The following is a 13444-nucleotide window of genomic DNA, read 5'->3' as shown; positions in this document are numbered from 1 at the left end:
CCGATTCGTCGGGGCGTTTTTGCACCGTCAACGACGCTTAGATTTCGAAGCTGATATTGGATAATTCAAACCAAAGTGACGGCGCCGCAGACAGACGCCGATCGCTCTCCTGCGGCGATGGATACGACGGATTGGGCTATATCCGAACGCTGGCAAAAGTTGACTCGTTACGTGCCTGGCTCAACGCCGACAACGGCCCGGACAACGGCGAGAGCACCAATGCTTGCGGTAGCGGCATCATCGCCACCTGCTGCGCGGTATTGGAACCGACGCGCTCGTCACGCGGCGGAATGCCGAAGTATTCGCGGTAGCACTTGGAAAAGTGCGGCGTGGACACGAAGCCACAGATCGAAGCCACTTCGATGATCGACATCGGCGTTTGCTTGAGCAACTGGCGCGCACGGACCAGACGCAGTTTCAGGTAGTAACGCGACGGCGAGCAGTGCAGGTACTTCTGGAACAGCCGCTCCAGCTGACGACGGGAGACGTCGACATACACCGCCAGTTCATCCAGGTCGATCGGCTCTTCGAGATTGGCCTCCATCAACGCGACGATTTCCTGCAACTTCGGTTGATTGGTGCCGAGCATGTGCTTGAGCGGCACACGCTGGTGATCCTGCTCGTTGCGGATGCGCTCGTAGACAAACATTTCCGAGATCGCGGCGGACAGTTCACGACCGTGATCACGGCTGATCAGGTGCAACACCATGTCCAGCGGCGCAGTGCCGCCAGAGCTGGTGAAGCGGTTACGGTCAAGGGTGAACAAACGGGTACTCATTACTATCCGCGGGAAAGCTTCCTGCATCGCCGCCAGGCATTCCCAGTGCACGCTGCAATCAAAACCGTCGAGCAGTCCGGCGCAAGCCAAAGCCCAACTGCCGGTACAGACCGCACCGAGGCGACAGGCCTTGCGGGCCTGGCTTTGCAACCAGGACACGTGTTCACGGGTAACGGTGCGCTGAATGCCGACGCCACCGCACACGATGATCATGTCCATTGGCGGGGCTTTGTGCATGGAAGCGTCAGGGGTGATTTGCAGGCCATCACTGGCCCAGACCTGGCCGCCGTCGACGGTAAGGGTGGTCCAGCGATACAGCTCGCGACCGGACAACTGGTTGGCCATGCGCAGCGGTTCTACAGCGGACGCCAGAGAAATCAGCGTGAAATTGTCCAGCAACAGAAAGCCGATGGATTGAGGCGCACGGTTCTGGGGTTGGGCCCCGGAGTTGAACGTCGTCATCGCGGTATCTCCTCACGCAAAGCGAGTGATTGACCTCAGGCAAAGGCTCTTTTTATTCTCCCATCCAAAAGTTGGTGGGTTTGTTCCTATTCAACTTGCAAAGGTCATACCCAATTACATAAGTTTGAACGGATCCAAAAACGACATCACTCAATGTCTCTATGCTGAGGGTTTGCAGGGCGGGAGCCATAAGTAAAACGCTTGAGTTTGCGCCTGCGTTCATCAGCGTGTGCACTTTCGTAGCATATACGCGAGAGATGTCTATAAACGACAATTTACTTGTCACCGACATCCACATGTCGGTTTTTGAATAAAACAATGATCAATGCCCCGATTTGGGCTGACACAAGAGCCGGTATGTTCAATCTGAACTCAGGTTAAGGCGACCGTCAGCTTTGGATCGGTAGCCGCCCCTCGTCAGAGGCAGCAATCGGCCCGAAAACGGCCATTCAATACCTACAGGTTCAGAGGCGACCAAGTAGATATCCGGACCAGACTCGCTCACCCTGCAGCCCTGCCATACTGTTCAACATGACCAGTGCAACTTTCCGCTTCTACGAGGAGCTCAACGATTTCCTGCCGGCCGAACGGCGGCGGCAACCCTTCACCTGCCAGTGCGCGCAAGGGGCGACGGTCAAGCACATGATCGAAGCGCTCGGCGTGCCGCACACCGAGGTCGAACTGGTGCTGCTCAACGGCGAGTCGGTGGGCCTGGAGCGGGTGATCCTCGACAGTGACCGGCTGGCGGTGTATCCCAAGTTCGAAGCGCTGGACATCAGCCCGCTGCTGAAGGTTCGCGCGCATCCTTTACGGGTGCTGCGTTTCGTCGCGGATGCGCACCTTGGCGGGCTGGCCAGCCTGCTGCGCATGAGCGGCTTCGACACCCTCTACGACAATGGCTTCGAGGATGGCGAGATCGCCGAGATCGCTGCACAGCAAGGACGCATCGTGCTGACCCGCGACCGCGAACTGCTCAAGCGACGAATCATCAGCCACGGCTGTTATGTGCATGCCCTGAAACCGTCGTTGCAGCTGCGCGAATTGTACGAGCGCCTCGACCTGGCGCGCAGTGCGCGGCCGTTCAGCCTGTGCCTGCATTGCAACCTGCCGCTGCACGAGATCAGCCTGGAACTGGCCCGGACGCAGGTGCCGCCACGCATTGGCGCCCTCTATTCGCACTTCCTGCGCTGCGACGCCTGCCAACGGGTTTACTGGGAAGGTTCGCACTGGCGCGGTATGTGTGCATTGCTGGCACCGCTGCTGAACCGATAGCCGCCAGCCCTTGGCGGGCAAAAAACAACAAAATTGCCATGTGCTCCCTTCGTTCCTTCTTGCGTCGCACTGTTCATTGCCCGTTTTCGTACGTCTGGAGCTTTCCCAATGCCCTCGCCTCATTCCTTGCCCGCTGCGCTGTTGGGCCTGGCCCTTGTTTGTCCGGCCATGACCGAGGCTCAGGGCCTGGAGCTGGGACAAGTACTGATCGGCGCCGAGGACCAGAGCGACGAAGACCAGGGGATCGAGGACGCCAAGGCCCGGCTGGCCCAGGTGCCCGGCGGCACCAACGTGGTCGACATGCGCCGTCCGTTGCAGGGCCGCGTGGCCAGCAATCAGGATGTACTGGCTTACCAGCCGGGGATCTATGCCCAGTCGGCGGGCAACGAAGGGGTGAAGATCTCGATCCGCGGATCGGGCATCAACCGTGCACCGGGGGCCCACGCCTCGGGGCTGTACACCCTGCTCGACGGTCTGCCGCTGACCGGCCCCGGCGGCACGCCCTATGAATTGCTGGAACCGCTGTGGCTCGACCATGTGGAAGTGCTGCGCGGCGCCAACGGATTCGACCGGGGCGCCCTGGCCTTGGGCGGGGCCATCGATTACGTCAGCCATACCGGCTACGACGCGCCGAAGTTGCAGGTGCGCTACGCAACGGGCAGTCACGGTTATCAGCAGCGCCAAGTCAGTTCCGGGCAGGTGCTCGGCGCCTTCGATTACTACGTGGCCATGACCGACGCCAACGCCGACGGCTACCAGGACCACACGGCCAGCGAGAGCCAGGGCGCGATCGCCAACTTCGGTTATCGCTTCAATCCCAACCTGGAAACACGCTTCTACCTGCGCCACCGCCAGACCGACAACGACCTCGCGGGACGCGTGACCAAACACTCCATCGAGCACGACCCACGGGCGGCCAACCCGGCCTACGTGGCGCGGGACGACCGTCGCGACGAACCGGGCAGCACCTTTATCGGCAACAAGACCACCTTCTACATCGATGACGATTCGAGCATCCAGACCGGCCTTGTCTACCACGACTACCCCATGGACTTGCGTGAGGGGCCCAACCGCCTGAAGGTGGCGTACACCGATGTCAGCGGTACGTTCGACTACAAGCGTCGCGACACGCTCTGGGGTCTGCAAAGCCAAAGTACCCTGGGCCTGCGGGTGACCAAACACCTGCCCAACGCCGGTGCCAGCGAGTTCGTGCGCATCCCCACCGGCAACACCGCCGGTTACGCACCGGGCACGCTGATTCGCAACTTCACCTACCAGGGCTCGGACACGGTCCTGCATGTGGGCAATGACCTGGAAATCGCCGACGACCTGTGGCTGACCACCGGCCTCGCCGCGATCTACACCCGCCGTGAAAGCGATGTCACCTACCCGCTGGAAGGTGGCAAGACCAGCCTGCACGACTGGGACTACGCTCCGCGCGTGGGCCTGCGCTACCAACTGACACCGGACCTGCAACTGTTCGGCAATCTCAGCCGCTCGGTCGAGGCACCGCACCCGTGGTCGCTGATCTATAGCTCGAACATCCGATTCCCCAAGGGCAGCGGAGTCGCCACGGGCGCCCAGCGCGAACCGGTCACGCTGCAAAACCAGACCGCCACCACCCTGGAAATCGGCGGGCGCGGTGACAGCACGCTGGGGCAGTGGAGCCTGGCCTGGTACTACGCCCAGGTGCGCCACGAATTGCTCTCGGTGTTGCCGGACGCCAATGCCACCACGCCCTACGAGCTCAACGCCAGCCCCACCGTGCACCAGGGCGTCGAAGCCAGCCTGCTGAGCCCCCTTTGGTCGCCGGAGGATGGCGGCCAATTGAGTCTGCGCCAGAGCTATACCTTCAGTGACTTCCACTACCGCGACGATGAACGCTTCGGCGACAACCGCCTGCCGGGCCTGCCGATGCACTATTACCAGGGCGAACTGCGCTACGACTGGCCACAAGGCTTTTTCGCCGCGGTCAACACGCAATGGGTGTCCAAAGTGGCGGTCGACTACGCCAACAGCTACTACGCCGATCCGTACGCCATATTCGGCGCCACACTGGGCTACAACGCCCCCAAGGGCGACTGGCAGACCTGGCTGGACCTGCGCAACCTGACCGACAAGCACTATGCCGCCACGGTCACGCCGGGTTACGACGACAAAGGGCTGGACGCGGCACGCTCCACCCCCGGCGAGGGCATGGCGATGTACGTCGGGGTGTCGTGGAGCCTGCTCTGAGGCCGCACTGGACAGGCTTTGAACCTTCACACGGACCCTGTACGCGTCAGACCTTGAAGTCTGTGGACTGCGCCAACGCTTTCCATTCAGTCAGTTGCGCCTCCACCAAGCGGTTTTTCGCCTCGATGCGTGCAACAGTGTCGCTGCCCGGCGCCAGGCGTTGTGGCGGTTTCGGGGCGTTGACCAGCGCGAGGAAGTCGGTAAGGCCTTCATCGACTTTGCCCGTACGGATCAACACGCAACCGCCCGCGACGACTAAGCTTTTGTAACGTCACCTCGTCCCTCAAGGAGCTATCCATGAGCGCCGCTGCCCTGTCCGAACTCGATGCCGCCCTGCCCGGCCTGACCCGCAAGATCCGCGTGCTCGATGCCCTGTCCTGGCCGGATGGCGTCGAGGAAGACTTCCTGGCCAAATGGCGCGGCGGACGGGCCGAGTTACCCAGAGTCGAGTTGCAACCTTGCGACCACAGCGCCGACATCGCTGCCCTGGAAAGCTTTATCAGCCATTGCGATGTGGGGCATCCGGCCGGAAATTTCCTCGCCATGACCGCCCGTAGCTATGCCACGGCCGGACACATGCTGGGGGCCATCGGCACTCCCGCCTTTACCCAATATTCGTCAGCGCTGTACCGCCGTCCGGACTTCTACTACACGCGCTTGCAACTGAGCATGCTCGACGCGGCCCGGTTCTTCCTCAAGACCACCGATGCCCTGCTGGGCGGTGCGCGAATTCCACCCTGCCCGGCCGAGATCCCGGCCAAGGCGTTCGCCGCCTGGATTCAACCGGAACTGGACCGCTTCTTCGGCGTCGGACAGATCACGGTCGTGCTCGATCCGAACCTGGCCGCCAAGGCCATCGCCGGATCGAGCCGCATTCGCCTGCGGGCCAGCGCGCTGTTCTCGGAGCTGGACAAGCATCAGCTGTTGCAACACGAGGCCTTCGTGCATGTCGCCACCGCACAGAACGGCGCGCGCCAACCCAACCTGACAAGCCTGGGCCTGGGGGCGCCCCGCACGACCCAGACCCAGGAAGGCATTGCCACCCTGGCCGAACTGTTCACCGGCAGCATGGACATCAACCGCCTGCGTCGCCTGGCCCTGCGCGTGCTCGCCGTCCAGCAGGCGCTGGAGGGTGCCGACTTCATCCAGGTGTTCGAAGGTTTTCTGGCGGCCGGACAGTCAGAAGAGGAATCCTTCCGCTCGACCCAACGGGTGTTCCGCGGCGCCGACCTGCGGGGCGGTTCGGCGTTCACCAAGGACGCCGCTTACCTGACCGGGCTGCTCGGCGTCCACACCCTGCTGCGCATTGCAATCCGCGATAACCGGCCGGAACTGGTGGGGCATCTGTTTGCCGGGCGACTCAGCCTGGCCGACACCGTGCGCCTGGCACCACTGTTCGAGTCCGGCTGGCTCAAGGGGCCGGTCTATCTTCCCGCCTGGGCCTGCGACCTGCGCCTGCTGGCCGCCAACCTGGCCTTCTCGGCGTTCATCGCCCGGATCAAGCTGGATGTGCTGGACCTGAAGGTGTTCATGGCATTCGCCGAAGAACACGAAAGTGATGCCAGTGCCCAGTGATCGAGGCGCAATTTTACGGGCAGCCTTGACTCTTCGAATCAACTGCTACCATTAGGAAGCGGTGCCAAGGCCGGGCTCTGTGGCTTGCAAAGACGGCTTTGACTGCCAGGGGTTGACCCACTCATTTCAAGCCTGCCTGACCCCATGGGGGTTGCAATGCACAATCCATTACTTTACGCGTTGTCGGCCTTTCTGCTCTTGAGCGGATCGCCCTGCCTGGCACTGGGTACGGATGGAACCGCTACCGCACCGGCCCCGGCGCCCGCCGCCGCTGCACCGGCAAGCGCAGCCACTACAGCGCCCGCCGCCCCGGTGGCCAAGGACCCGGTGTTTACCCAGGAACAGCTGGATCAGATGCTGGCGCCCATTGCGCTTTACCCGGACCCCCTGTTTGCACAGGTGCTGATGGCCACCACCTATCCCGGGGAAGTCGGCGAGGCAGTCAACTGGTCCAAAGCCCACCCGGACGCCAAGGGTGACGATGCGGTCAAACAGGTGGCGAACCAGCCCTGGGATCCGAGCGTGCAGGCACTGGTCGCCTTCCCGCAGGTTCTGGCAATGCTGGGACAGGATCCCGTCTGGGTCCAGCGCCTGGGGGATGCCTTCCTGGCGCAGCCCGACGATGTCATGGAAAGCGCGCAACGCTTGCGTCGCCAGGCCCAGGCAGCCGGCAATCTGCAGAGCAACCAGTATCAGAACGTGACGATCCAGAATGTCGCGGCGCCAGCGCCAGAGACCACGACTGCGGCACCGGCTCCAGCCCCTGAAGCGGCCCCGGCCGGCAACTCCACCATCATCATCCAGCCTGCCGATCCGCAGGTGGTGTACGTCCCCACCTATAACCCCACAACCACCTACGGCACCTGGGCCTACCCGGCGTCACCGCCCGTGTACTACCCACCGCCACCGGCCTATTACCCTGGTCAGGCCCTGATGGCCGGACTCGCGTTCGGTGCCGGTGTAGCGATCATTGGATCGTTGTGGGGTGAATGTGACTGGGGCAATAACGACATCGACATCGACGTCAATCGCTACAACAACATCAACGCCAACAACCGGATCACCAACAACAAATGGCAGCACAATCCGGTGCATCGCAATGGCGTGCCCTATCGAGACAATGCGAGCCGCGCACAGTACGGCCGGCAACTGAACGGCTCCAATCAGCGGCAAGCCTATCGCGGAGAGAATGCCCAGCGCGCCCAAGCCCGTGAAAATGCCCGCACCTCAATGGACAAGCACGGTATCGAACGACCAGCCACCAGCAACCGCGAAGCCCGTGATCAAACGCGCAAGCTCCAGTCCGGAACCGCAGGCGGCGATCGGCTGCAGGCCGGTGCGGACAGACCCAAGGCCGCTGACAGAAGCCAGGGTACGACCAGAAACACCCGGGACAATCAACAGCCCAGGAGGGAGACCCAGCAGGCCAGGAACCAGAGCGCCCAGACGAATCAGCGCAGAGAAGGCTCCGCTCAGACGCGGCAAGCGACGAGTAAACGCCCCGCCGCCAGTGCCGGTAGTGCCCGCAACAATGCGTTCGCCGGCGCACGCTCGCCGTCACAGGCCAACGTCCAGGCCAATCGTGGCCGGGCCAGCCAGGCATCCGCCCAACGCCCCAGTGCCTCGCGTTCAGCCGGTCACCAGGTCAACCGGCCGTCCAATCCACCAGCGCGTCAAAGGGGGGGCCGCCGTTGAAAAACCATCCTCGATTGAAGGGACTCACGGGTTTGCTCCCTCATGTCCTGGTTATAGCCGCCGGCTTGTCGTGGTCGTGCATGGCGACGGCACAGCAGGCCTTTCCAACGCCAGAAAAGGCAGCAGAAGCCTTTGTCGAAGCACTGGGTACCGAACACTCCGACCAGGCACGCCTGACCGAACTGCTGGGCAGCAACTGGCACAGTTACATCCCCCGCGAAGGCGTGCAGCGCGAAGATGTGGATGCGTTCTTGCAGCAATACCGCGAGCAACACCACATTGAAAACACCAGCGACCGCAAGGCCATCCTGGCGGTTGGCAGTGAGAACTGGACGCTGCCCATCCCCATGACCAAGGCCGCGGACGGTTGGCGTTTCGACATGAAGGCCGGCAGTGCCGAGATCCGTGCCCGTCAAATCGGCCGCAATGAACTTGCCGCGGTGCAATCGGTACTGGCCTATCACGACGCCCAGATGGACTATGCGTCGGTGGATCGTGACGATGATGGCGCACTCGAGTATGCGCAGAAAATCTTCAGCACTCCCGGCAAGCACGACGGACTCTATTGGGCCGAAGACGACAGCGGCCAGATCAGCCCGTTGGGGCCTTCGTTCGGCAAAGCCATTGCCGACGAAGAATGGCACGGCTACCGCTTCCGCATCCTTCATGGCCAGGGTCCTTCGGCACCGGGTGGCGCCTACAGCTACCTCATCGGTGACAAGATGAGCCGCGGCTTTGCGCTGATCGCCTGGCCGGCGAAGTACGACGTCACCGGCGTGATGAGTTTCATGATCAGCCATGAAGGCCAGGTGTTCGAGAAAGACCTGGGGCCCGAGAGTGAAAAACTGGCGCTGGCGATGAAGCGCTTTGATCCGGATGACAGCTGGAAAGAGGTGCCTGAAGATCAGGAGTAGCAGGCATGACCTGCTACAAGCCTGCAGAACGGTTGAAAGCCGTTATCTGATCGACAGGACGAATCGGTCTTCGCCCCCCGTTTTGTCGTTGCAGGAGGGTTGCTCAAGCTTGAATCCGCACCGATCCAGTACCTTTCTGGAGCCGGCGTTTTCCTTGAAGGCATACGCAACCAGTTGCGCAAGTCCCCAGCGCATCCGCGCCTCCTGGATCAAATGCTTCAGCGCCAGTGTCGCCAGCCCTTGGCCGCACGCGCGCTGAGCTATCCGATAGCCCACCTGCGCAGACCCCGTCGATAAGTCGATGCTCTTCAGATTGGCTCGACCGACGATCCTCTGGCTGCAATCCTCGATGACAAAGGGGTGCCAGGCACCAATGGCGAAATCGGACAAATAGCTTTCGATATGATCGGCGACACCCTGCAACGAGTAAAAAGCAGGGGCGCGCGCATCGATATGGGATTCGAACCATTCACGGTTCTGGATTTCGAACGCCAGCAACGCTTGAGCGTCAGTCTTTTTCAGTTCGCGTACGCCAAATGATTCCATTCACCACCTCTCCTGTGCCTTTTGCCGAATTGGCTCGAGTCTATCCCATACCTGAACAACCTGGCCGGGCCGAGACTTGCCCTTTCCAGGCCCGAGCGGCTTGCACTACACATATGGAAAATCGTATATTCGTATAACCATATGTACCGAGCCACGCCAATGCTCAATCCTGCCGCCGTATTCAAATGCCTGTCCGACGAAACCCGCGCCCGGGCCACCTTGCTCATCACGCGTGAAGGCGAGTTATGCGTGTGTGAACTGGTCTGCGCCCTGGACGACAGTCAGCCGAAAATTTCCCGCCATCTTGCCCAGCTTCGCGGCTGCGGCCTGCTTCTCGACCGCCGCCAGGGGCAGTGGGTGTATTACCGGCTCAACCCCGATCTGCCCGGCTGGGTTCGCGACGTTCTCGAGACAACCTTGCTGGCAAACGCCGACTGGCTTGCGAACGACAGCACCCGCCTTGCCGCGATGGGCGACCGTCCGCTCAACACTTCCGCCTGCTGCTGACCCTCCATTCATCGAGACTTCGCATGCTTACTGCGTTTAGCATTTTCCTGCTCACCATGGTGTTGGTCATCTGGCAACCCAAAGGCCTGGGCGTCGGCTGGAGCGCCTCCCTGGGCGCCATCCTGGCCCTGCTGGCAGGTGTCGTGACACTGAACGATATTCCACTGGTGTGGGCCATTGTCTGGAACGCCACCGCGACCTTCATCTCGCTGATCATCATCAGTCTGCTGCTCGATGAGGCCGGGTTTTTCCAGTGGGCGGCCTTGCATGTGGCGCGCTGGGCCAAGGGCGACGGACGGCGCCTGTTCGTATTCACGATACTGCTGGGGGCGGGTGTATCCGCCCTGTTTGCCAACGACGGTGCAGCCCTGATCCTGACCCCCATCGTTGTTTCAATACTGCTCGCACTGCGTTTTTCGCCAGCCTCTACCCTGGCGTTCGTCATGGCGGCCGGCTTTATCGCCGACACGGCGAGCCTGCCCCTGGTGGTGTCCAACCTCGTCAATATCGTTTCGGCTGACTACTTCGACCTGGGCTTCAGCGAGTACGCCGCCATCATGGTGCCGGTCAACTTCGTTGCCGTGGCGACCACCCTCGTGGTGCTGTACCGGTTTTTCCGCCGCGACATCCCCAGGCACTACGCTCTCGATGACGTGATGGATCCGCGACGCGCCGTGCGTGATCCCCTGACTTTCCGCGTCGGCTGGATGGTCCTGGCTCTGTTGCTGATCGGGCTGTTTGCGCTGGAACCCTTGGGCATTCCGGTCAGCGTAATCGCAGCGGTCTGTGCCGCGATGCTGTTCGCCGTGGCGGCGCGTGGGCATGTGATTTCAACGCGACGGGTGCTGCGCGAGGCGCCCTGGCAAGTCGTGATCTTTTCGCTGGGCATGTACCTGGTGGTGTACGGGCTGAAAAACGCCGGGCTGACCACCTACATGACCATGGCCCTGAACCGCATGGCCGAATTCGGCATCTGGGGCGCCGCGCTGGGCACTGGCCTGCTCACGGCCTTGCTGTCGTCGGGCATGAACAACATGCCGACGGTGCTGGTCGGTGCCCTGTCGATCCAGGCCAGCGACGCCACCGGTGTGGTACGTGAGGCCATGATCTACGCCAATGTCATCGGCTCTGACCTGGGCCCCAAGATCACCCCCATCGGCAGCCTGGCCACCCTGCTCTGGCTGCATGTCCTGGAGCGCAAGGGCATCCGCATTACCTGGGGTTACTACTTCAAGGTCGGCGTGGTCCTGACACTGCCGATTCTGTTCATCACCTTGTCTGCCCTGGCCCTGCGCCTGAGCGTCTAGCCCTGTGCGACTGCAAAGAGGAGTCACCATGCGCGTTCTGTTTATGTGTACCGCCAATAGCTGTCGCAGCATCCTGTCCGAAGCGATGTTCAACCATCTCGCCCCCGAAGGTTTTGAGGCGGTCAGCGCCGGCAGCTTCCCCAAGGGCCAGGTGTTGCCCCGCAGCCTGAGCACGTTGCAAGAGGCCGGTATCGCCATCGACGGTTTGAGCAGCAAAGGCAATGAAGCTTTCGAAGCCAACCCGCCGGACATCGTCATTACGGTCTGCGACAAGGCCGCCGGCGAGGCGTGCCCCGTATACTTCGGGCCGGCACTGAAAGCTCATTGGGGCCTGGAAGACCCATCGGACATACAGGGCGATGAAGCGACGGTATCGGCGGCGTTCCACTCAACCCTGGCGCGCATCGAAACGCGCTGCAGGGCATTGCTCGACCTGCCTTTTGCACAACTTGACCGCGACGCGCTGAAGCGGGAACTCGACCGCATCGGCACGCTTTGACCGGAGCCCCCATGACCCATCCCCTGCCCAATCTCGACACATCGCTGACCCAGCCCATTGCCCATGGACGCGACGACCGGCACAAGCCGCGCATCCTGTTGCTATACGGCTCGACTCGTGCGCGGTCGTTCAGTCGCCTGCTGGTCGAGGAAGCAGCCCGGTTGCTCGAACACTTCGGCGCCGAGACACGGATCTTCAACCCATCAGGCCTGCCGTTACCGGACGATGCGCCCTCTGATCACCCGAAAGTCCAGGAACTGCTCGAACTGATGCTTTGGTCCGAAGGCCAGGTCTGGTGCTCGCCAGAGCGCCACGGTTCCATGTCCGCAGTGTTCAAGGCGCAAATCGACTGGGTGCCTTTGGCGCTGGGGGCCGTTCGCCCGACCCAGGGGAAAACCCTCGCGGTCATGCAGGTCTGCGGCGGCTCCCAGTCCTTCAATGTGGTGAATCAGCTTCGTGTGCTGGGGCGCTGGATGCGCATGTTCACCATCCCCAATCAATCCTCCGTGCCAAAGGCTTTTCTGGAGTTTGACGACGCCAACCGCATGAAACCCTCGTCGCTGTACGACAGGGTGGTGGACGTCATGGAGGAACTGGTGAAATTTACCCTGCTGCTACGGGATCGCCCCGATCTGGTTGACCGCTACTCGGAACGCAAAGAATCCGCAGAAGAACTGAGTCAGCGCGTGAATCAGCGAGCGATCTGACCGTAGAAATGTTCCCCCAGTCCCGATAGCCGAAAAAAAGTCGCAAACCCCACGACGTTTCGGGGCTTGCGACTCTTCGCCGATACGTCCCTCAAGCTCCCGGGACGTTTTCTACGGTATGCCTGCCGTGTTCATTGCCGAACGTGCAGGCTAGTTCTCTACCTCAACCGTGTCGAAATCCGGTTCGTCCGGGGCATCCGGGGCGTCCGCCACATCTTCTCTGGCGTCCTTCGCCACGGCTTTGGCGGCCTCTCTGGCTGCCTTCGCCTCGGCTTTGGCTGCGTCCCTCGCGGCATCCGCGGTAGCCCGGGCAGCATCCCTGGCGGAATCTGCGTCGGCCTTGGCGGCGTCCCTCGCTGCATCTGCAGCGGCACGGGCAGCGTCTCTGGCTGCATCTGCCTCTGCGCGCGGTACGCCAGCAGCTCTTGCGGCATCCCGGGCGGCATCTGCCTCAGCCCTGGCGGCGTCACGGGCGGCATCGGCAGTGGCTTTTGCCGCATCACGGGCTGCATCCGCAGTCGCTCTGGCAGCGTCCCGGGCTGCATTGGCATCAGCCCTGGCGGCATCCCGCGCTGCATCGGCGGCATCGTTGTCAGCATCGTGATCAGCGTCGTCAGCGTCGTTGTCATGGGCATTGCCCGGGCCTCTGTTCCCGGCCACACCACCATGGTCAGCGTCGCCGCGTCCCGGGCCTCCATGACCGTCACCGTCATGGCCTGCAGCGCCATGGCCGCCGGCACCGTGACCGCCACCGCCATCACCACCGTGGCCACCACCTCCAGAGCCGCCACCGCCACCGTGACCACCACCGCCTCCACCGTTGCCACCATCCTTGGCGTACACGCTGGAGAAGCTACCGATGTAATCGGGCACCAGGACAGTCGATGCCGACAGGACTGCGCCGATGGCCAGAGCCAATAAACATTTCTTGAGCAGCATGATGCACC

General features: G+C 62.1%; 12 protein-coding genes and 1 pseudogene. 9 read left to right on the top strand and 4 right to left on the bottom strand.

Annotation, left to right across the window (positions count from 1 at the left end):
* Positions 1–136: 136 nt before the first annotated feature.
* On the bottom strand, positions 137–1240 hold the full coding sequence (locus tag PMI34_RS24100; RefSeq protein WP_008046440.1) for a GlxA family transcriptional regulator: 1104 nt from the start codon (positions 1238–1240) through the stop codon (positions 137–139).
* A 531-nt stretch (positions 1241–1771) separates the two neighbouring features.
* On the opposite strand from PMI34_RS24100, the gene PMI34_RS24105 reads away from it, so the two are divergent.
* The gene (locus PMI34_RS24105; protein ID WP_008046439.1) at positions 1772–2512 is read left to right on the top strand and encodes a Mut7-C RNAse domain-containing protein; all 741 of its coding nucleotides are present in this window, start codon (positions 1772–1774) and stop codon (positions 2510–2512) included.
* A gap of 108 nt (positions 2513–2620) precedes the next feature.
* On the top strand, positions 2621–4747 hold the full coding sequence (locus PMI34_RS24110; RefSeq protein ID WP_008046438.1) for a TonB-dependent receptor family protein: 2127 nt from the start codon (positions 2621–2623) through the stop codon (positions 4745–4747).
* A gap of 46 nt (positions 4748–4793) precedes the next feature.
* On the opposite strand, the pseudogene PMI34_RS24115 reads toward PMI34_RS24110, so the two are convergent.
* Positions 4794–4940, bottom strand: a pseudogene (locus PMI34_RS24115) (short-chain dehydrogenase/reductase); the annotation flags it as partial.
* Between the two features lie 104 nt (positions 4941–5044).
* Here PMI34_RS24115 and PMI34_RS24120 point away from each other — a divergent pair.
* The 3 genes from PMI34_RS24120 (at position 5045) to PMI34_RS24130 (ending at position 8931) form a co-directional block, all read left to right on the top strand.
* Positions 5045–6322, top strand: coding sequence for a flavohemoglobin expression-modulating QEGLA motif protein (locus PMI34_RS24120; RefSeq protein ID WP_008046436.1), 1278 nt, complete (start codon positions 5045–5047; stop codon positions 6320–6322).
* A 156-nt stretch (positions 6323–6478) separates the two neighbouring features.
* On the top strand, positions 6479–8017 hold the full coding sequence (locus PMI34_RS24125) for a DUF3300 domain-containing protein (protein WP_008046435.1): 1539 nt from the start codon (positions 6479–6481) through the stop codon (positions 8015–8017).
* An 80-nt stretch (positions 8018–8097) separates the two neighbouring features.
* Entirely contained in the window at positions 8098–8931 is an 834-nt protein-coding gene (locus tag PMI34_RS24130; RefSeq protein ID WP_008046434.1) for a DUF2950 domain-containing protein, read from the top strand.
* 42 nt (positions 8932–8973) lie between these two features.
* On the opposite strand, the gene PMI34_RS24135 is transcribed toward PMI34_RS24130, so the two are convergent.
* The gene (locus tag PMI34_RS24135) at positions 8974–9477 is read right to left on the bottom strand and encodes a GNAT family N-acetyltransferase (RefSeq protein WP_008046433.1); all 504 of its coding nucleotides are present in this window, start codon (positions 9475–9477) and stop codon (positions 8974–8976) included.
* A gap of 159 nt (positions 9478–9636) precedes the next feature.
* On the opposite strand from PMI34_RS24135, the gene PMI34_RS24140 reads away from it, so the two are divergent.
* The 4 genes from PMI34_RS24140 to arsH are packed head-to-tail and all read left to right on the top strand — an operon-like array spanning position 9637 to position 12497.
* On the top strand, positions 9637–9984 hold the full coding sequence (locus PMI34_RS24140; RefSeq protein WP_008046432.1) for a metalloregulator ArsR/SmtB family transcription factor: 348 nt from the start codon (positions 9637–9639) through the stop codon (positions 9982–9984).
* 23 nt (positions 9985–10007) lie between these two features.
* Entirely contained in the window at positions 10008–11291 is a 1284-nt protein-coding gene (locus PMI34_RS24145) for an arsenic transporter (RefSeq protein WP_008046431.1), read from the top strand.
* A gap of 28 nt (positions 11292–11319) precedes the next feature.
* Positions 11320–11790, top strand: coding sequence for an arsenate reductase ArsC (locus tag PMI34_RS24150; RefSeq protein ID WP_008046429.1), 471 nt, complete (start codon positions 11320–11322; stop codon positions 11788–11790).
* A gap of 11 nt (positions 11791–11801) precedes the next feature.
* Complete coding sequence (gene arsH / locus PMI34_RS24155; RefSeq protein ID WP_008046426.1) at positions 11802–12497, top strand: arsenical resistance protein ArsH; 696 nt, start codon at positions 11802–11804, stop codon at positions 12495–12497.
* Positions 12498–12647: 150 nt separating this feature from the next.
* Here the strand turns inward: arsH and PMI34_RS28905 are convergent, their stop codons facing one another.
* Positions 12648–13436: a hypothetical protein gene (locus PMI34_RS28905; protein ID WP_008046424.1), complete on the bottom strand. Its 789-nt coding sequence runs from the start codon at positions 13434–13436 to the stop codon at positions 12648–12650.
* Between the last annotated feature and the right edge of the window lie 8 nt (positions 13437–13444).

The organism is Pseudomonas sp. GM74 (assembly GCF_000282455.1).
GTDB lineage: Bacteria > Pseudomonadota > Gammaproteobacteria > Pseudomonadales > Pseudomonadaceae > Aquipseudomonas.
The sequence above is the reverse complement of the archived record's forward strand: the minus strand, read 5'-3'. Positions and strand labels throughout refer to the sequence as shown.